General features: G+C 70.0%; 16 protein-coding genes. 7 read left to right on the top strand and 9 right to left on the bottom strand.

Going from position 1 to position 18,706, the window contains the following annotated elements; translation table 11 throughout:
- The first annotated feature begins 2 nt into the window (after positions 1-2).
- From trpC to lexA, 4 genes are all read left to right on the top strand, one after another.
- The gene (trpC, locus tag AX692_RS01305) at positions 3-797 is read left to right on the top strand and encodes an indole-3-glycerol phosphate synthase TrpC (protein WP_073973797.1); all 795 of its coding nucleotides are present in this window, start codon (positions 3-5) and stop codon (positions 795-797) included.
- A gap of 178 nt (positions 798-975) precedes the next feature.
- On the top strand, positions 976-1,476 hold the full coding sequence (gene moaC, locus AX692_RS01300) for a cyclic pyranopterin monophosphate synthase MoaC (RefSeq protein WP_073977542.1): 501 nt from the start codon (positions 976-978) through the stop codon (positions 1,474-1,476).
- Positions 1,473-2,669: a molybdopterin molybdotransferase MoeA gene (locus AX692_RS01295; RefSeq protein ID WP_073977541.1), complete on the top strand. Its 1,197-nt coding sequence runs from the start codon at positions 1,473-1,475 to the stop codon at positions 2,667-2,669. The genes moaC and AX692_RS01295 overlap by 4 nt, the downstream gene beginning before the upstream one ends.
- 212 nt (positions 2,670-2,881) lie before the next feature.
- On the top strand, positions 2,882-3,568 hold the full coding sequence (gene lexA, locus AX692_RS01290; protein WP_073975141.1) for a transcriptional repressor LexA: 687 nt from the start codon (positions 2,882-2,884) through the stop codon (positions 3,566-3,568).
- Here lexA and AX692_RS01285 read toward each other — a convergent pair.
- Entirely contained in the window at positions 3,562-5,751 is a 2,190-nt protein-coding gene (locus AX692_RS01285; RefSeq protein WP_330997379.1) for a ComEC/Rec2 family competence protein, read from the bottom strand. The two genes, lexA and AX692_RS01285, sit on opposite strands and share 7 nt — an antisense overlap.
- A 162-nt stretch (positions 5,752-5,913) precedes the next feature.
- Here AX692_RS01285 and gltX point away from each other — a divergent pair, with 162 nt between their 5' ends.
- Together gltX and AX692_RS01275 are read left to right on the top strand one after the other, a co-directional pair.
- Positions 5,914-7,338: a glutamate--tRNA ligase gene (gene gltX, locus AX692_RS01280; RefSeq protein ID WP_073974825.1), complete on the top strand. Its 1,425-nt coding sequence runs from the start codon at positions 5,914-5,916 to the stop codon at positions 7,336-7,338.
- 56 nt (positions 7,339-7,394) lie between these two features.
- Positions 7,395-8,681, top strand: a complete 1,287-nt coding sequence (locus AX692_RS01275; protein WP_073974826.1) for a citrate synthase — start codon at positions 7,395-7,397, stop codon at positions 8,679-8,681.
- Positions 8,682-8,751: 70 nt separating this feature from the next.
- Here AX692_RS01275 and AX692_RS01270 read toward each other — a convergent pair whose 3' ends face one another.
- From AX692_RS01270 to AX692_RS01255, 4 genes are all read right to left on the bottom strand, one after another.
- Positions 8,752-10,170 (bottom strand): sensor histidine kinase, encoded by a 1,419-nt coding sequence (locus AX692_RS01270; RefSeq protein WP_073974827.1) that lies wholly within the window; start codon positions 10,168-10,170, stop codon positions 8,752-8,754.
- Positions 10,170-11,105, bottom strand: coding sequence for a hypothetical protein (locus tag AX692_RS01265; RefSeq protein WP_073974828.1), 936 nt, complete (start codon positions 11,103-11,105; stop codon positions 10,170-10,172). Before AX692_RS01265 ends, AX692_RS01270 begins: the two co-directional genes overlap by 1 nt.
- A gap of 42 nt (positions 11,106-11,147) precedes the next feature.
- The gene (locus AX692_RS01260) at positions 11,148-12,353 is read right to left on the bottom strand and encodes a hypothetical protein (RefSeq protein ID WP_073974829.1); all 1,206 of its coding nucleotides are present in this window, start codon (positions 12,351-12,353) and stop codon (positions 11,148-11,150) included.
- Between the two features lie 117 nt (positions 12,354-12,470).
- A complete protein-coding gene (locus AX692_RS01255; protein ID WP_073974830.1) occupies positions 12,471-12,797 on the bottom strand; it encodes a hypothetical protein in 327 nt (108 codons plus the stop codon).
- Positions 12,798-12,865: 68 nt separating this feature from the next.
- Here AX692_RS01255 and AX692_RS01250 point away from each other — a divergent pair, with 68 nt between their 5' ends.
- The gene (locus tag AX692_RS01250) at positions 12,866-15,418 is read left to right on the top strand and encodes an ATPase (RefSeq protein WP_073974831.1); all 2,553 of its coding nucleotides are present in this window, start codon (positions 12,866-12,868) and stop codon (positions 15,416-15,418) included.
- On the opposite strand, the gene AX692_RS01245 is transcribed toward AX692_RS01250, so the two are convergent.
- From AX692_RS01245 to AX692_RS01230, 4 genes are all read right to left on the bottom strand, one after another.
- The gene (locus AX692_RS01245; RefSeq protein WP_073974832.1) at positions 15,415-15,696 is read right to left on the bottom strand and encodes a DUF1467 family protein; all 282 of its coding nucleotides are present in this window, start codon (positions 15,694-15,696) and stop codon (positions 15,415-15,417) included. The genes AX692_RS01250 and AX692_RS01245 overlap by 4 nt on opposite strands.
- Complete coding sequence (locus AX692_RS01240) at positions 15,696-17,282, bottom strand: ribonuclease J (RefSeq protein WP_073974834.1); 1,587 nt, start codon at positions 17,280-17,282, stop codon at positions 15,696-15,698. The genes AX692_RS01245 and AX692_RS01240 overlap by 1 nt, the downstream gene beginning before the upstream one ends.
- Before the next feature lie 92 nt (positions 17,283-17,374).
- Entirely contained in the window at positions 17,375-18,169 is a 795-nt protein-coding gene (locus tag AX692_RS01235; RefSeq protein WP_073974833.1) for a type III pantothenate kinase, read from the bottom strand.
- 17 nt (positions 18,170-18,186) lie between these two features.
- Positions 18,187-18,706: biotin--[acetyl-CoA-carboxylase] ligase (locus tag AX692_RS01230; protein ID WP_073977540.1), on the bottom strand; the 520-nt coding region annotated here is incomplete at its 5' end.

Below are 18,706 nucleotides of genomic sequence, written 5' to 3'. Positions count from 1 at the left end.
CGATGAACAAGCTCGAGGAAATCTGCGCCGCCAAGCGCGAGATCGTCGCCGCCCGGCGACTGGCGATAAGCGACGAGGCGCTGACCCGCGCCGCGCGCACCCAAACGCTGCCGCGCGGCTTCGAGGCGGCTCTGCGCGCAAAGGCCGCCTCCGGCTATGCCCTGATCGCCGAGATCAAGAAGGCGAGCCCGTCGAAAGGCCTGATCCGCGCCGACTTCCGCCCTGCCGAACACGCCGCCGCCTACGAAGCGGGCGGCGCCGCCTGCCTCTCTGTCCTCACCGATGCGCCCTATTTCCAGGGCCACGAAGACTACCTCGTCGAGGCCCGCAGCGCCTGCAGCCTGCCGGTGCTGCGCAAGGATTTCATGGTCGACCCGTGGCAGTGCCTCGAGGCGCGCGCGATCGGGGCCGATGCGATCCTGATCATCGTCGCCGCGCTCGAGGATAGCGCGATGGCAGAGATCGAGGCCGCCGCGACCGAGCTCGGGATGGACGTGCTGGTCGAGGTGCATGACGAGGCCGAGCTCGAACGCGCCGGGCGCGCGCTCACATCGCGCCTGATCGGGGTCAACAACCGTGATCTGAAAACCTTCACCACCTCGCTCGCCGTGACCGAGCGCCTCGCCCCGCTCGCCCCCGAAGGCACGCTGCTGGTCGGCGAGAGCGGGATCAACACCCACGCCGACCTAGAACGGCTGGCGGGCGCAGGCGTGCGCACCTTCCTCGTCGGCGAGAGCCTGATGCGGCAGGAGGATGTCGCCGCCGCCACCGCCGCGCTGCTGACCGGCGCTGCCTGAGGCGAAACTGGCTCTGTCCTGGAGGTCGCGGATCGGGCAAGAATGAGCGCATGACCCACACCGCCCCCCTCCTCCCTGCCGCCGCCACCCCGCGTGATCCCGGGGGCACCGGTTTTGTTCTGTCCCGCAACTCGTCTGTCTCCAACAGCGCTGGCTGGTCTGGCAGGGGGCTCGCCCGATGAACGGCGACAGCGCGCGTCTCACCCACCTCGACGAGACCGGCGCGGCGCGCATGGTCGATGTCGGCGCCAAGGCGGCGACCGCGCGGCGTGCCGTGGCGAGCGGGCGGATCACGATGGCGCCGCAAGTCCTTGCCGCGATCCGCGCCGGCAACGCGCCCAAGGGCGACGTGCTCTCGGCCGCGCGCATCGCCGGTATCATGGCCGCCAAGCGCACCGGCGAGCTGATCCCGCTGTGCCACCCGCTCGGGCTCGAGGCGGTCGATATCGACTTCGACTATGAGGAGCGCGGGGGCTCGCAGGCCGCCATCCGCGTCACCGCCACCGCTTCGCTGACCGGCAAGACCGGGGTCGAGATGGAGGCGATGACCGCGGTCTCGGTCGCGCTGCTGACGATCTACGACATGGCCAAGGCGCTCGACAAGGCCATGGTGATCGACAATGTGCGCCTCATCGCCAAGAGCGGCGGCAAGTCGGGCGACTGGAGCTCCCCTGCTTGAACGCGCTGCTCGGCCTCGAGGACGCGCAGGCAAGGCTGCTGGCACTGGCGCCAAAGCTGCCGCCCGAGACCGTGCCGGTCGAGGCGGCGCTCGGCCGCTTCCTGGCCGAGGATCTGCGCGCCGCGCGCACCCAGCCTGCCGCCGACCTCTCGGCGATGGACGGCTATGCGCTCACGCCTGGCGAGGGCCCATGGCGGGTGGTCGGCGAGAGCCGTGCGGGCGCGCCCCACCCTGCCGCGCTCGGGTCCGGCGAGGCGGCGCGCATATCGACCGGCGCGATTATGCCCGCTGGCGCGGACCGCGTGCTTCTGCAGGAGGACGCGGTGCGGGAGGGGGACAGCGTCACTGCCACCGAGCTCCCCCCGCCCGGCCGCCATATCCGCCCGCGCGGGTTCGACTTTGCCGCAGGCGACCTGCTGCTCGCCCGCGGCACGCGCGTCACCCCGGCGCGCCTTGCGCTGGCGCTGGCGGGGGGGCATGGCATGCTCACCGTCCCCCGCCGCCTGCGCGTCGCAGTGATGGATTCGGGCGACGAGCTCAGCCCCGACCCCGCCGCCTGCCTCCCCCACCAGATCCCCGCGAGCAATGCCGCGATGATCGCCACGATGCTCGCCCCGCTCGGCTGCGCAGTGACCCGCATCGGCCCGGTGCCCGATGACCGCGCCGCCCTCGCCGCCGCGCTGGCGCAGGCCGATGCGGCGGACGTGCTCGTCACCTCGGGCGGGGCCTCGGTGGGCGATCACGACCTGATCAAGCCCGCCCTTGCCGATTGGGGCGCCGAGACCGCCTTCTGGCGGGTCGCGATCAAGCCGGGCAAGCCGTTGCTGGTCGCCACCCGCCAGAGAGACAATGGGGGCGCACAGGTGATCCTCGGCCTGCCGGGCAATCCGGTGTCGAGCTTCGTCACCGCCTTCCTCTTCGCCCTGCCGCTGGTGCGCGCCGCGTTGGGCGATCCCGACCCGCTGCCGCGCACTATCACCATGATCGCGGGCGAGGACCTGCCACCGACCGAAAAGCGCCGCGAGTTCCTGCGGGCGGTGGTGGATGGAGACCGCGTGCGGCTCGCCGGATCGCAGGACTCCTCGGCGCTCTCGGCGCTGGCGGCGGCCGATGCGCTGATCGACCGGCCTGCGGGGTCGCCAACGGCCAAGGCGGGAGAGGCGGTGCGGGTGTTCCTGCTCCGAAATGGCTGAATTGCGCGGGTTGCCCGCGTGTCGCGCTTGACTCGCGCGAACGGGTTGCCTAATTGTTCCTTATTCGTTCACCTTAATGGCGGAACGGCAAGTGCAGACTACGCACCGGGGCCTGAAGCAGACAGGAGAGGTGCCTCTTGGCGCACGCAAGGGATTGGCACGCTGCGGCCTCATGGGGCGCGGCGTGGGTGCGACCACAGGAGAATTGACCAATGCTGACCGCAAAACAGCGCGAGCTGATCGTCTTCATCCAGCAGCGGCTCGAGGAGACGGGCATCTCGCCCAGTTTCGAGGAAATGAAGGAAGCGCTCGATCTCAAGAGCAAGTCGGGCGTGCACCGGCTGATCTCTGCGCTCGAGGAACGCGGCTTCCTGCGCCGCTTGCCCAATCGGGCGCGCGCGCTCGAGGTGATCCGTGAGCCGGGTGATACCACTCCGGCGCGCAGCACCGCGGCTGCGGGCGACAACGTGGTGTCGATGCCCGCCCCCCGCGCGGCACAGCCCGAGGCGGCGAACGACGTGATCGAACTGCCGCTTCACGGCCGGATCGCAGCAGGTGCCCCGATCGAGGCGCTCGAGGGCCAGTCGACCCTGCCGGTTCCGGCGGCGCTGCTCGGCCCGGGCGAGCATTACGCGCTCGAGGTGTCGGGCGATTCGATGATCGAGGCGGGGATCTTCGATGGCGATTTCGCGCTGGTGCGCCGCACCAACACCGCCCGCGACGGCGAGATCGTGGTCGCGCTGGTGCGCGGCGAGGAAGCCACGCTCAAATACCTGCGCCGCGAAAACGGCCAGGTGCGGCTCGACCCTGCCAATGCGACCTATGATCCGCAGTTCTACCGGCCGGACGAGGTCGAGGTGCAGGGCAAGCTCGCAGGGCTCCTGCGCCGCTATCACTGAAACGTGGCGGTGGCCGGGGCCGCGGGACGCGGCGGTCTCGGTTCCGGCTCCCGCCACCAGCCATGCTCGCCCTGCCCCGCGGCGACGGTGGTGATGCGCTCGGCGGCAAGGTCGATGGCGATGCCGCCCGAGCGTTCGAGGAACCGCCGGTCGGCCTTGAGCCAGCGCGGGCGGCACGAACGCGGAAGGAAGCGCTCGGCGACGACGATGTCGGCCTCGGCGCAGGCGGCGGCAAGCGCTCGCTCCCCGACCTGCGTGCGGTTGCGGCCGAGGAGAAGCACCCAATCGCGCCCGCCGCGCGCGATGGTGAGGGTGCAGAATGCCGAGGAGCAGCGCGCGCCCGGCCAGTGCGCGATCGGCACCGGCTCGGCGCCGACCCCGGCAAGCTCCATCAGGTTGTCGCGAGTGTACTCAGAGCGGCTGTCGCGCAGCGAAACCAGGCGCAGCGTGTCGTTGGGCAAGCGCATGGTGATCCCGACCTGCTGGCCGTCGCCCGTAACGAGGATGTCGGGGACCGGGGTGAGCGCCACCATCACGCTCGCCGCGGCGACCGGAAGGCCCCCCGCAAGCCGCGCCCGCCCGTGCCACAGCGCGAGCCAAAGGCCTCCACTCGCGAACAGCGCAACCGCGAAGCCGCTGATCTGCGGCATCAGCCGCACCGCTCCCGCCTGCGCCGCGGTGAGATGCGCGATCCCGAGCAAGAGCGCCAGGGCCTGTTCGACCAGCCACCAGAGCGGCCAACCCAGCCCCGCCAGATCGGCGATCAGCGCCAGCGCGATCAGCGGCATCGCGACGAAGGTCACCAGCGGGATCGCCACGACATTGGCAAGCGCCCCGTACATGCCTGCGCGGTGGAAGTGGAACAGCACGATCGGCATCAACGCCAGCTCGATGACGACGCCGGTCGCGAACAGCAGCACCGTCCGCCGGCCGAGGCGCTGCCACCATGGCTCCTCGCGGTGGGCGAGAAAGGCCTTCACCGGCGCGCTGTTCGACAAGGCAATGATTGCCAGCACCGCTGCAAAGCTCATCTGGAAGCTGGGACCGATCGCGCTTTCGGGCCACAGCAACAGCACGAAGCCGGCCGCGACCGCCACCATTCGCAAGGAAAGCGCCTCGCGCCCCAGCACCAGGGCGCCGAGCACCAGCAGCGCCGCGACGCAGCTCCTCACCGTCGGCACCTCGGCCCCGGTCAGAAGGGTGTAGGCGATCCCCACCAGCGCGCCCGCCGCCGCGGCGACGATTGGCAGCCGCACCCTGAGCGCGAGCGCGGGCCACAGCGCGAGCAGGCGCAATACCGCGAAATAGGCCGCCGCGATCACCGCGCTCACATGCAATCCGCTGATCGAGAGCAGGTGGGTGAGCCCCGAATCGCGCATCGCCACCTCGTCGGCCTCGGCGATCCCGCCGCGGTCGCCGCTGGCGAAGGCCGCCGCGATCGCGCCCGGCGATCCCGGCACGGCGGCGCGCACATGCGCCGAGAGCGCCCGCTGCCAGCGCGCCAGCCCCTCGCCCTCGGGTGCGGGGGTGACGAGCGTCAGCCGCCCCACCATCGTGCCCGTCGCCGCGAGCCCCTGGAACCAGGCGGCACGAGCGAAATCGTAGCTTCCCGGCAGCATCGGCGAGGCGGGCGGCATCAGCCGGGCACGCAGCCGCACCACCGCGCCCTCGGCGAGGCCCGCGGGCGGCCCGGCCTCGTCCAGCGCCGCCAGCGGCACATTGACCCTGACCTTGCGCGCCACTCCCGCCTCGGCATCGCGCATCGCCAATGTGAGACGCAGACGCTCCTCGGCGGGTTGATCCTCGCGGCCAAGCACACGCCCCTCGATCAGGACCACGGCGGGGCGCGCGATCGGCTCGGCCCCGACGATGGCCGAGCGTGCCCAAATCGTCGCGATCCCGATGGCGAACACCAGTGCGCACACCACCACCGCCATGCGCAGGTGCGCCCGGGTCTCGTCCGCCGCGCTGCCCCGCGGCCAGAGCGCCTGCGCAGCGAGCGCCGCGCCAGCACCGCCAGCCATCGCCGCCAGCCATTGCCAAGGGTGCGGGAGCGCGAACCAGGTGATGATGCCGCCGGCAAAGACCACCGCCAGCCACGGCGCGCGATCAAAGCCCGCGTCTGCAAGAAAGCGCTCGGCAGCGTCGGCGAGCCGCGACATCCCGCCGCCGATGCTGGACAAGCCCCGCGCACTTTGCCAAGGGCGCGGGCGCGGATCGGGGGCGGCGTCCGGTCCGTCCGGATCCTCCCCCATCGGAATGATCGGCACATCGCGCATCGGCATGCCCCCAGGCCCGCCCGGTCTCCGTCCAAGCCGCTCGAAGTGAACAGGAATTGAGAGCCCATGGCAAGCGAAAGCAGCACCCCTACAGGCGAGGTCGTGACCCGCTTCGCTCCCTCGCCCACCGGCTTCCTGCACATCGGCGGCGCGCGCACCGCGCTGTTCAACTGGCTCTATGCCCGCCACCACGGCGGCCGCACGCTGCTCAGGATCGAGGACACCGACCGCAAGCGCAGCACGCAGGAGGCGATCGACGCGATCATCGAGGGGCTCGATTGGATGGGCCTCGATTATGACGCCCCCCCGCTGTTCCAGTCCGACCGTGCCGAGCGGCACGCCGAGGTCGCTTGGGCCCTGCTGAAGGCGGGTCATGCCTACAAGTGCTTCGCAACCCCCGAGGAGCTCGAGGCGATGCGCGAGGAGCAGCGCGCGCTCAAGAAGCCGCTGCGCTATGACGGGCGCTGGCGCGACCGCGACCCCGCAGAGGCTCCCGAGGGTGCGCCCTACGTCATCCGCCTCAAGACCCCCGAAACCGGCGAGACCACGATCCAAGACCGCGTCCAGGGTGCGGTGACGGTGCGGAACGAGGAGCTCGACGACTACATCATCCTGCGCGCCGACGGTACGCCGACCTACATGCTCGCGGTAGTGGTCGACGATCACGACATGGGCGTAACCCACGTGATCCGCGGCGACGATCACTTGAACAATGCCTTCCGCCAGCTCCCGATCATCCGCGCGATGAATGCAATCGAGGGCGGCTGGCCTGACCCGGTCTATGCTCATATCCCGCTGATCCACGGCAGCGACGGGGCGAAGCTGTCGAAGCGCCACGGCGCGCTCGGGGTCGAGGCCTATCGCGACGAGTTCGGGATCCTGCCCGAGGCGCTGTTCAACTACCTGCTGCGCCTCGGCTGGGGGCATGGCGACCGCGAGGAGATCTCCCGCGAGGAGGCGGTGCAGCTGTTCGACCTGGCCGGCGTCGGCAAGAGCCCTTCGCGCTTCGACATGAAGAAGCTCGAAAACCTGAACGGTCACTACCTGCGCGAGGCCGACGACGCGCGCCTTGCCGCACTGGTCGCAGCCCGCATCGGCGCGCACGCCGACGAAGCGCTGCTCGCCCGCGCCATGCCGGTGCTCAAGGTGCGCGCGAAGAACCTCAACGAGGTTGTCGAAGGCGCAGGCTTCCTGTTCGTCAAGCGCCCGCTGGCCATGACCGAAAAGGCCGCCGCCCTGCTCGAGGGCGATGCGCGCGCGATTCTGCGAAAGATTTGCGAGGCGCTCCGGGCCGAAAACGACTGGACAAGCGAGGCACTGGAAGCCACTACGAAGGCGCTCGCCGAGGAGCAGGGATTGGGCCTCGGCAAGCTGGCGCAGCCGATGCGCGCGGCGCTGACCGGGAGCACCACTTCGCCCGGTATTTTCGATGTTCTGGTCCTGCTCGGCCGAGACGAGGCGCTCGCCCGGCTCGACGCGCAGGCCGCCTGAGTTAGGGCAAACCGGCATTGGGGGCCGGAACAGGGTTTTTGGACAGGAGACAGATCTTGGCAGACAAGACGGCGAAACTCGAATTCGGCGGCCAGACGCACGAATACCCCGTGCTCGCGGGCAGCACCGGCCCCGACGTGATCGACATCCGCAAGCTCTATGCACAGACCGGGGCCTTCACCTTCGACCCTGGCTTCACCTCGACCGCGAGCTGCGAGAGCGCGCTGACCTATATCGACGGCGATGAGGGCGTGCTGCTGCACCGCGGCTATCCGATCGGTCAGCTGGCCGAGGATTCGAGCTTCATGGAAGTCAGCTACCTGCTGCTGAACGGCGAGCTGCCAAGCAAGGTCGATCTCGACACCTTCACCTACACGATCACCCGCCACACCATGCTGCACGAGCAGCTGATGACTTTCTACCGCGGATTCCGCCGCGATGCGCACCCGATGGCGGTGATGTGCGGCGTGGTCGGTGCGCTGTCGGCGTTCTACCACGACAGCACCGACATCTCCGATCCGCAGCAGCGCATGATCGCCTCGCACCGGCTGATCGCCAAGATGCCGACGATCGCGGCGATGGCCTACAAGTATTCGGTCGGCCAGCCCTTCGTCTATCCGGACAATTCGCTGAGCTACACCGGCAATTTCCTGCGCATGACCTTCGGCGTGCCGGCCGAGCCCTATGTGGTGAACCCGGTGGTCGAGCGCGCGCTGGACCGCATCTTCATCCTCCACGCCGACCACGAGCAGAACGCCTCGACCTCGACTGTGCGTCTGGCGGGCTCCTCGGGCGCGAACCCCTTTGCCTGCATCGCGGCCGGCATCGCCTGCCTGTGGGGCCCGGCGCATGGCGGCGCCAACGAAGCTGCGCTCAACATGCTGCGCGAGATCGGCACGCCCGACCGCATCCCGCACTATATCGAGCGCGCCAAGGACAAGAACGATCCGTTCCGCCTGATGGGCTTCGGCCACCGGGTCTACAAGAATTACGACCCGCGCGCGACGGTCATGCAGAAGACCGTGCGCGAGGTGTTCGAGAGCCTCAAGGTCACCGACCCGCTGTTCGAGACCGCGCTGCAGCTCGAGGAGATCGCATTGAACGATCCCTATTTCATCGAGAAGAAGCTGTTCCCCAACGTCGACTTCTATTCGGGCATCATCCTTTCGGCGATCGGCTTCCCGACCACGATGTTCACCGCGCTCTTCGCGCTCGCGCGCACCGTGGGCTGGGTGGCGCAGTGGAACGAGATGATCAGCGACCCCGGCCAGAAGATCGGCCGCCCGCGCCAGCTCTACACCGGCCCGACGCAGCGCGACTATGTGCCGCTCGACAAGCGCTAAACGCTAGCCATTGAAAACGAGCAGGCCGCCGGTTCCATTCTTGGAACCGGCGGCCTTTGCTTTTCAGGTGTCAGGCGGCGGGCAGTTCCAGCGTGAACAAAGCGCCCCCGCCTGGCGCGGTTCCGACCGTCAGCGTCCCCTCCATAGCCTCGGCCAGGCGGCGCGAGATGTAGAGGCCGAGGCCCGAGCCGCTGTCGCGCCCGCCATCGCTGTCGCGGCCGAGGCGTTCGAACTTGTCGAAGATCTTCGCCGCCTGTTCGGGGCCCACCCCTGGCCCTTCGTCGGCAACCGTCACCGCGACGCGGCCCTCGGCCAGAGGCAGCGCCATGATCGTCACCGTGCTCGAGGCGGGCGCATAAGCGATGGCGTTGCCGACCAGGTTGATGAGGATCTGCAGCACCCGCCGGAACTCGGCGGTGGCGATGGCCGTGCCGCGCTCGCCCTCGACCACCAGCGCGGTGTCGCGGTTGTGCGCGCGCACCCCGAGAATGCCCGCGGCCCGCGCAGCGGCGTCGGCGAGGTCGACGGGTTCCCTCGCAGTGGTGAAGCCCGGGGTCTCGACCACCTCGAGATCGGCAAGGTCATCGAGCATCGCGGCAAGGTGCTGCCCGGCGCTGGCGATGGTGCCGGCATATTCGCTGTACTCGTCGCGCAAGGGCCCCGCGAGGCGCGCGCGGATGGTCTCGGCATTGGCGATGATGCGCTGCACCGGCTGACGCAGCACCGGCGTGAGCGCGGTGCCGACAAGCCGAGCGGGCGAGGTTTCGAGCAAGCCCGCGGCTTCGGCGCCAAGATCCGGCCCGCCCACCCCCTCATCCAGCGGTTCGTCGGCGATCAGCAGCAGCTCGAACCCCGAGGGGTTCTGCACGTCGATGCCGAGCGGCACGAGCCGCACCCGCCAGGCCCTCGCCGAGCCTTCGAAGCGGCAGGCCACGCCGTCGAGCAGCCGCCAGTGGAGCGGTTGGTGGTGGGTGATGTCGACGAGCTCGACGAGATCGCTCCACAAGGTGCCTGGCGCGGCCAGCGCGGCCGCCTCGAGCGCGGCGGCATCGGGCGCGCGGGCGCTCAGCACCTGGAGCCGCTGGCGCGCATCGAGCCGGGCGCTGACCTCGGCGGTGGCGCGGTCGATCGCGTCGAGCCGCTCGGCGAATTCGCGCGCCGAGGGCGGGCTGAGCGGGCTCCTCTGCCAGTTCTCGACCAGCACCTCGCACCCGCCGCCATCTTCCTCGCCCAAGGGGTGGATGCGCGCGAAGCCGGAGACCTCGGCGTCGCCGTCGAAGGCGGAGAAGCCGCGCGCGATCCTGAGGCCCAGCGCGCGGGCCTGGCGCACCAGCGCGAGCAGCTCGGGGATGGCGAGCATGCCGGGCAGATCGCCCCCGCAGCGCTCCTGTAGTTCGGCGAGCGGCGCGTCGGCGCTCAGCAGCCGGTCGCGCGCGTCGGTGAGGCCATAGGCACCAAGGAGTGTGTCGGGGCTCTCGACCATGTTCATCACGCGAGGCGGCCAGCGCCCAGCAGCGCGGCGGCACGTGCCGGCGTGAGCGCGCCGATGGCGGACGGAAGCTGCGCGGCCGGCTCGGCGAGCACCATCTGGCGCTCGATCGCGGGCACGGCGAGGCCGGCGGCGCGCAGCAGCAGGGCGAGCCGCACGCCCTGCCCTTCCTGACAGGCCAGAACCGCCTCGCCGCGCGGGCAGCGGGTCTCGCTCGCGATGGCGGCGGCGAACAGCGCCAGGCCGGCATGCTCGAGCGCCAGCGCGGCCACCGCCCCGCGGCGCATCGCCGCCACGAGCCGCGCCAGCAGCCCGAGCCGCGAGGTCGCCTCGTCGTAGCCGGCTTGAAGGCGAGCAAGCCCCGCACCGTCCCCCGTGCCTCCCGGCACGCGGGCCAGCAAGGCGTGGAACAGTTCGGCCGGGAGCTCACCCAGTGCCAGCTCCATGCGCCGCTGGCTCTGGACGAAGCGCGACTGCGCGGCGAGCGTCGCCATCGCCAGCGCGGCGACGGCCGGGTCCTCGGCGGCGATCAGTTCCTGGAGCAGCGGGCTCAGCACCGGATCGATCGCATGGCGCTGTTGCAAGCGGTCGGCAAGCAGGCTCTCGGTCGCAAGTGCATGGCAATGGGCGAGCAGCGCCTCCTCGCCCATCAGGCCCTCCGCGAGTGCATCGAGCGCCGCCGGGTCGCCGCCGGGTACGCGCGCGGCGGGATCGCGTCCGGCCTGCGCGGCGAGAAGCTGCGCGGCGATATCGAGGATCATGCCGCGCACCCGCGCCAGGATCGCCTCGCTGACGAGGCCCTGCGCCTCGGTCCCCAGCAGGTGGCGCAGCACCGGGACGACCGCCGTCAGCGCGCGGGCTTCCCGCGCGAGCCCGCCACGCAGGATCGCCTCGACAGCATCGTCGGCGGCAAGGTCCATCGTTTCTTTGCCCATCTGCCGCGGGCATAGAGCCCGCATAGTTAAGGACGGGTTAGATCATTCCTCTTCGCGGCGCAGCAGCAAAGCTGCGCATAGCCCCAAGGCGAGACAGGCGAGCGCTTCCGGCAGCAGGCCGAAGGCGGCGGCGAGCGCGAGGGCGAGCAGCAGGCTCGCACGGTCGGAGGCGACGGTTGCCAATGCGCTGTCTCCCTTGCGCGCCGCAAGCCGGGCCAGCGTGTAAGCGACGGGCCCGAGCGCCGCGAGCGGCTCCCAAGCGGGAAAGGGGGCAAGGCCGAACCACAAGGTCGCCGCCGCGTGCACGTCGCAGGCGCCCGCGAGGACAGAGCCGGCGCGCCCTTCTGCCGCCTCGCGGTTGAGGCGCGCGCCGATTGCGGCAAAGCCGTGCGAGACCTGCGCCGCCAGCGCGCCGAGGCCCGCCAGCGCCAGCCCGCTCGCGGCAAAGCCGAAAGCGGCGGCCATCACGCCAGTCAGCAGCAGCACCAGCGCAGCGCCCCCGGCGACCAGCGGGCCTTTTCCGAGCCCGCGCGGCACCAGCGATCGCACTGCCGCCGCGGCAAGCGCGGTGCCCGGCGCGCGCCAATCGGCCGGCGGCGCGGCAGCGGCGATCAGCGCGCCCTCGTGCCGCCGGACGGCCGCGTCGCTGTCGGCCAGCAGCCAGGTCTCGGGCACCAGCTCGCGCGGGCTGAGCTCGCAGGAAGGGGTGCCGGCCTGGAGCGCGAGCCGCAACAGCAGCGAGACCGCATCGGCATCGGCGGGAAAATCGGCGAGACGCTGGGCGGGTGCGCCGCGCATCACCAGCACCCCGCCCCAGTGGCGCTGCGCGTCGATGCGCTCGAAATCCTCCGGGTGCGCGGCGGCGAGCGGGTGATCGGCGGGGATCGTCGCCACCATGCGTTGGAGCGCCTCCCCGCCCTCGCCCGCACCCGTCAGCGCCCGCACCACTGCCGGATCGGGCACCAGCCCGTCGGCAAGGATCACCAGATCATCCTCGGCGCGCACCAGCGCGGGGATCGCGGCAGGGCCCCGCAAGGCGTGAAACTGCACGCCTTGGCCTTCGAGCATGTGCTGCAATTCGAGCACCGTGCCGCCCGGCGTTTCGGCGAGGCACAGCACCCGCTCGACCCCCAGGGCCTGCAACAGCGCCGCCTGCCAGGCGATCACGCTCCGCCCCGCGAGCGGGAGCGCGGCGCGAAGGGCGCCTTCCTCGCTGTGGCGCAACGCGGCAATCAGGCCGATGCGCATCGCTCTAGCTCCTCCGGTCGCGGCGACAGGGAGCGAGGATTGGCGGTTTAGGCGCGCGGGTTCAAGCGTGGCGGCGCGCTTTGCCCCCAAGCATCGGGCGGCGCGGCGCGGCGGCGCTCAGATGCGGTTGGGATCGGGGGTGCGGGTGCGCGCGAAGCGGGTGATCACCGCTTCGACCTCGCGGATCGCCATCGGCTCGCCGGGCGCGGCATGGAGCGCGATCTCGGCGGCCTGGAGCAGGTCCTCGGCATGGAAGCTGGCGGCAAGGCCCTTGAGCCGCATCGCCGCGACATGCCAGTTGCCATCGCAGCGCGCGCGCTTCAGCAGATCGAGCTGCTTGGCCGCACTCTCGAGAAAGGCGCTGCGAAGCTCGCGCAGCAGCACGGCATCATCGCCGGCCGCCGCAGCCAGGGTCGCATCCAGAGCTCCGTGATTGAATGCCATGCGCACAGGAATAGCCCGGATTGGTTAAAGCGGGGTTTATCGCGAGTCGCGCTGTGGTATGGAGAGGCATGACAGGACGGCACCAGATGCGCGCCTTGGGGCGCAAGAGCGGCAGCGACGACACGGGCGACACGACGCTTCCCGAGGCCGAAGGCGGCGCGGAAGCGCTCGAGTTGTCCGACACCTGGGTCGCGCAGGACGAGGATGGTGACGTCCTCGACGCGCCCCGCCCCTCGCTTCTCGCCCAGGCGGCGCCCGTTCTCGCCTTGCTGGCGGTAACAGGGTGGAGCGGCTTTTTCGTATGGGCGCACTTGGCCGACATGCAGGCCGCGCCGATCCCTGCGCAGTGGGCGCAGTGGGTGGTGATGTGGGCGGTGCCGGTCGCGCTGGTGGGTGTGCTCTATCTGCTGTCGATGCGTTCCTCGCACGCCGAGGCGCAGCGCTTCGCCGCGACTGCCGCCGCGATGAACCGCGAGAGCGCGGCGCTCGAGGCGCGATTGAAGGTCGTCAACCGCGAACTCAGCCTCGCGCGCGAGTTTCTCGCCGCCGAGGCCCGCGATCTCGAGGCACTAGGACGCATCGCTGCCGAGCGCCTCTCGAGCCACGCGGGCGAATTGCAGGCGTTGATCCGGGGCAACGGCGCCGAGGTCGAGACCATCGCCGCGACCAGCGAGACCGCGCTCGGCAACATGAACCGGCTGCGTGATGATCTGCCGGTGATCGCCAATGCAGCGCGCGATGTGGCCAACCAGATCGGCAGCGCCGGGCGCGTCGCCGAGGAGCAACTCGCGCGGCTCGAAGGCGGGTTCGAGCGGATCACCAGCGTCGGCAGCGCGAGCGAGGAGCAGATCGCGCGGCTGGGCGAGAATGTCGCGACCACGCTCGACGGGTTCGAGAGCCAGCTGGTGCGGATCGAGGCGCTCGTTGCGCAGCGTTTCACTGCGCTCCGGAGCGAGGCGGAGGCCTATCGCGAGGCGGTCGGGGCGCTCGAGCAGGAGGCGATGGCGGCGCTGCGCGAGAGGGCGGAAGCTGCTGCGAGCGAGGCCGACAGCACCGCTGCGCGCCTCAAAGCGGCGGCCGAAGGCGCCGGGGCACGCTTTGCCGAGACGATCAGCGCGCTCCACGAGGCGTTGCTCGAGAAGCTGCGGCTGGTGGACGAACTCGACCGCAGTACCAGCGCCGCCGCGGCCCAGCGCATCACGCAGCTGCGCGACGAGGCGATGCGCTTCGACGATCATCTCGAGGCGCGCAACCGCAACTTCGACGAGTTGATCGAGCAGCGCCAGGCCGCCTTCGAGACGCGCGAGGCGCAGGCCGGCGAAGTCCTCGCCCAGCGCCTTGCCGCGCTCGACGATGCCCTAGCCCAGCGGCGCGAGGCGCAGCTTGCGGAGATCGAGAAGCTGGCCTTGCAGGGCGAGGCCATGACCGAGCGGGCGGCAGAGCTCGCTCGCGTCGTCGGTGACGCAGGCATTGCAGCCGAAACGACGCGGGCCAGTCTCGGGGCGGCGCTCGATGCTCTCGGCCTTCAGCTTGACGAGAAGCGCGCCGCCCTCGCCGCGACCGAGGCCCAGATGGCGCAGCTCACCGACCACGGCGTGCGGCTGCTGGAAATCCTGCAATCGGGCGCGCGCAGCTGCCGCGAGGACCTGACCGGCGCGATCGGCGGAGCCAATGCCGCGATCGAGGGCGTCGAGGCGCGCGCGGACAAGGTCGCCGCGCTCATGCTGCGCAGCAAGCAGGCGGGCAGCGATCTTTCGGATTACCTGCTGGAGACCCGCAAGGGCATCGATTCCGCCGAGATCGCCATCGCCGGCTTCAAGGCGCACCTTGCCGAAGAAACCGAGGACGCGCTCGCCCGCCTGCAGGGGCTACGCGGCGGCTTTGCGCGCCTTGCCGAGGAAAGCGGCACGTTGGCGCGGGACACGCAGGAGACCCTGCGCGAAAGCCTCGCCGCGCTCGAAGCGGCGATCACCGGCGCCTTCGCCACGCTCGATGAAGGCGCGCGCGAGCGGATGCTGGCGCTCGCAGGTCGGCTCGGCAGCGAGGCGGTCGAAGCGCTCGAACGGGCACTTCGCAACGAGACCGCGGCGACCATCGGCGCGCTCGAGCAATCGGCCGCGCATGCATCGGGCGTCGGGCGCGAGGCCGCGATCCAGCTGCGCGACCAGTTGGTCAAGGTCAACGAGCTCACCGGCAACCTCGAACAGCGCGTCACTCGCGCCCGGGAGCTGGCCGAGGAGCAGGTCAACAACGACTTCGCGCGGCGCATGGCGCTGATCACCGACAGCCTCAATTCGGCCGCGATCGACATCTCGGCCGCCCTGTCGACCGAGGTCGCGGACACGGCGTGGGAGGCCTATCTCAAGGGCGACCGCGGGATCTTCACCCGCCGCGCGGTCAGGCTGCTCGATGCCGGCGCGACCAGGGAAATCGCGGCGCTCTACACGGCCGACGAGAGCTTCAGGGCCAATGTCAGCCGCTACATCCACGATTTCGAGGCGCTGCTGCGCCAGACGCTCTCGACCCGCGACGGCCACGTGCTGAGCGTGACGATGCTGGGATCGGACATGGGCAAGCTCTACGTCGCGCTCGCCCAGGCGATCCAGCGACTGCGCACCTAGCCTGCCGAAGCAGGCGGCTTGGGCAAGAAGTCGATGTCGGCCGCGGTGATCCAGCCATAGGTGAAGTTCGCCACGAAAAGCGTGGTCAGCACCGCGGCGATCACCGTCGCCCGCAGCGCCAGCCTGCCGGGGCGGAAATTGACCGGCGCGCTGTCGGCCTGCCCGGGCACTTTCTCGACCCCCGCCTCGTCCGCCGTGCGCACGCCGAAGGGCAGCATGACGAAGGCGCTCATCACCCAGAACAGGAAATAGATCGCCAGGATCGAGGTCACCTGCATCAGGCGGCCGCTCCCGGCATCACCACGCGCACCTGCGGCTTCTTGCCCGACCAGCGCTGTGCCGCACGGCGGGCGGCAAGGCGTGCGGCCTCGCGGATCGCGTCCACGTCCTTTGCGTCGCGCCCCTTGAGCCGGCCGATGGCCTTGAGCACATCTTCGGCGGCTTCCTCGAGGAACGCGGGCAGGTCTTCGTCAAGCGGCAGGCCCACCGCCTCGATCATCGGGCGCGCGCCGCGGGCAAGCACCACCACCAGCACGCCCTCGCCCGCGATGCGGCGGCGCATGGTGATCGCATCGCCATCGGCGGGCGCGATAATGTCGCCGTCGAGCACCAGGCGACCGGCGCGCACCTCCGCGACCTTGCCCGGCTTGCCGGGGGCGAGGCGGACGAGATCGCCGTTCTTCTGTACCACCTGCGAAGGGATGCCGCTCGCCTTCCCGACCCGCGCCTGCTCCGCCATGTGGCGGATCTCGCCGTGGACCGGGACGAGGATTTCGGGCTTGAGCCAGTCGTAGAGCGCCTCGAGCTCCGGCCGTCCCGGATGGCCCGAGACGTGGATCAGCGCCTGGCGGTCGGTGACCATGGTGATCCCGCGCGCGGCGAGCTGGTTCTGGATCTTGCCGATAGGGATCTCGTTACCGGGGATCTGGCGCGAGGAGAACAGCACCACGTCGCCCGCGGTGAGCTCGATCGGGTGGTTGTTCTCCGCCATCCGGGCGAGCGCCGCACGCGGCTCGCCCTGCCCGCCGGTGGCGAGGATCAGGACTTCGCCGCGGGGCAGGCCCATGGCGGTGTCGAAGTCGACCGGCTTGGGGAAATCTGTAAGGTAGCCATTGTCCTGCGCCACCTCGATGATTCGGTCGAGCGAACGGCCCGCGACGCAGATCTGCCGCCCGGTCTCGCGCGCGACCTCGCCCAGCGTCTGGAGGCGCGCGACATTGCTCGCAAAGGTGGTGACGACGACGCGCTTGCCGGAGTGGCGCGCGACCTCCTCCATCAGCGCGCGGTGCACCGCGCCTTCGCTGCCGGAGGGGTTGGGGTTGAAGACGTTGGTGGAATCGCACACCAGCGCCAGCACGCCTTCTGCACCGATTTCGCGCAGCTCCTCCTCGGTGGTAGGCTCGCCGATGATCGGTTCCTCGTCGAGCTTCCAGTCGCCGGTGTGGAAGATGCGCCCGTGCGGCGTGTCGATCAGCAGCGCGTTGCCCTCGGCGATCGAGTGGGCGAGCGGCAGATAGGTGATGCTGAAGGGGCCGAGTTCGATCCGGCCGTGATCTTCCTCGATGATGTTCAGTTCGACCTCGCCGAGCAGCCCTGCCTCTTCGAGCTTCCTCGTCACCAGATCGGCGGTGAAGGGCGTCGCATAGAGCGGCACGCCGAGGTCGCCCGCGAAATAGGGCACCGCGCCGATATGATCCTCGTGCGCATGGGTGAGGACGATGCCGAGCAGATCCTTGCGGCGCTCCTCGATGAAATCGAGATCGGCGAAGACCAGCTCGACGCCGGGATATTCGTTGCCCGAAAAGGTCATGCCCAGATCGACCATGATCCACTTGCCCTGGCAGCCGTAGAGATTGACGTTCATGCCGATCTCGCCGGAGCCGCCGAGGGCCAGAAACAGGAGTTCGTCTTCGGGGGTGTAATCGTTCTTCACAATGTCTCTTACGTTGGCCGCGCTCAGGCGGTTTCGGCCTGGCGGGCGAGGATGGCGAGGCCATCGAGGGTGAGGTCGGCGTCGACGTGGTCGAAGATCTCGGTCGCGTCGTCGAACAATATGGCGAGCCCGCCCGTGGCGACAACCTTGGCGGGACGGCCGATTTCACTCTTCATCTTGGCGACCATGCCCTCCATCATCGCGACATAGCCCCAAAACACGCCGATCAGCATCTGGTCTTCGGTGTTGCGACCGATGACCGAGCGGCTCTCCGGGGCGCGGATCGCGATGCGCGGGAGCTTGGCGGTCTTGCCCACCAGCGCATCGAGGCTGAGATTGATCCCCGGCGCGATCGAGCCGCCCTTGTAGGCACCGGTGAAGTCTACCGCCTCGAATTTCGTCGCGGTGCCGAAGTCGACGATGATCAGGTCGCCGCCATATTTGTGGTGCGCGGCGAGGATGTTGAGCGCGCGGTCGGCGCCCAGCGAGGAGGGCTGGTCGACGTCGATCTCGAACCGCCAGCGCGCGGTGCCCTGCCCGGCGAACAGCGGGGTGATGCCGAAATACTTCTCGCACAATACGGTGAGGTTGTGATCGGCGCGCGGCACCACCGAGGCGACGATGATGCGGGTGATCTGGTCGCGCTCGACACCCTCGATCTTGAGCAGCTGGAGCAGCCACACGGCATATTCGTCACCCGTCCGGCGCGGGTCGGTGGCGATGCGCCAGCGCGCGCGGGTGGTGTGGGTGCCGTCCGCGTGAAGATCGAACAGCGCGAAGACGACATTGGTGTTCCCGACATCGGCGGCGAGCAGCATCGTGGGCAGTCCTTGGCTCAAGAAATATCGCCAGCGCGAATGACACGTTCGCGGCCATCCGCCAAGCGCAGGCGCAGGGCACCGTCGGATTCCTCCAGGCCGGCAAAGGTTCCCGATAGCACCGTGCCGTCGGTATCATGGACGGTTAGCGGCGAGCCTTGTGCATGGATCGACTGGGACAGGAAGGCCTGAAGCGTCGGCCCAAGGCCGTAGGTGCGCCACGCCCCGAGCCGCCGGTCGAAGGCCGCGGCAAGGCTTGCGGCGAAGTCCTCGAGCGGCGGCGGCGTGGTCACATCGGCCAGAGCGGCGGTCTTTCGCCCCTCGACCTGCGGGGCGCGGGCAAGGTTCACCCCGATGCCGACGATGATGTGCCCGCGCGCCATTTCCAGCAGAATGCCGGAGAGCTTGCCGCCATCCAGCAGCACGTCATTGGGCCATTTGAGGCCAAGCGCCGCAGAGTCACTCAAAGCCGCCGCGCAGGCATCGCGAACGGCGAGCGCGGCAACGAAGCTCAGCGTGGCGGGGGGCGGCCCGGCG

This window comes from Erythrobacter donghaensis (assembly GCF_001557325.1).
GTDB classification, from domain to species: Bacteria; Pseudomonadota; Alphaproteobacteria; order Sphingomonadales; family Sphingomonadaceae; genus Erythrobacter; species Erythrobacter donghaensis_B.
Note: the sequence above shows the minus strand (reverse complement) of the source record. Positions and strands in the feature narration are given on the sequence as shown.

Bases quoted from the DNA above. Each gene is read 5' to 3' on its own strand.
- trpC (WP_073973797.1), top strand. From the start codon at position 3: ATGAACAAGCTCGAGGAAATCTGCGCCGCCAAGCGCGAGATCGTCGCC.
- moaC (WP_073977542.1), top strand. From the start codon at position 976: ATGAACGGCGACAGCGCGCGTCTCACCCACCTCGACGAGACCGGCGCG.
- lexA (WP_073975141.1), top strand. From the start codon at position 2,882: ATGCTGACCGCAAAACAGCGCGAGCTGATCGTCTTCATCCAGCAGCGG.
- gltX (WP_073974825.1), top strand. From the start codon at position 5,914: ATGGCAAGCGAAAGCAGCACCCCTACAGGCGAGGTCGTGACCCGCTTC.
- AX692_RS01270 (WP_073974827.1), bottom strand. From the start codon at position 10,170: ATGAACATGGTCGAGAGCCCCGACACACTCCTTGGTGCCTATGGCCTC.
- AX692_RS01265 (WP_073974828.1), bottom strand. From the start codon at position 11,105: ATGGGCAAAGAAACGATGGACCTTGCCGCCGACGATGCTGTCGAGGCG.
- AX692_RS01260 (WP_073974829.1), bottom strand. From the start codon at position 12,353: ATGCGCATCGGCCTGATTGCCGCGTTGCGCCACAGCGAGGAAGGCGCC.
- AX692_RS01255 (WP_073974830.1), bottom strand. From the start codon at position 12,797: ATGGCATTCAATCACGGAGCTCTGGATGCGACCCTGGCTGCGGCGGCC.
- AX692_RS01250 (WP_073974831.1), top strand. From the start codon at position 12,866: ATGACAGGACGGCACCAGATGCGCGCCTTGGGGCGCAAGAGCGGCAGC.
- AX692_RS01245 (WP_073974832.1), bottom strand. From the start codon at position 15,696: ATGCAGGTGACCTCGATCCTGGCGATCTATTTCCTGTTCTGGGTGATG.
- AX692_RS01240 (WP_073974834.1), bottom strand. From the start codon at position 17,282: ATGAACGTCAATCTCTACGGCTGCCAGGGCAAGTGGATCATGGTCGAT.
- AX692_RS01235 (WP_073974833.1), bottom strand. From the start codon at position 18,169: ATGCTGCTCGCCGCCGATGTCGGGAACACCAATGTCGTCTTCGCGCTG.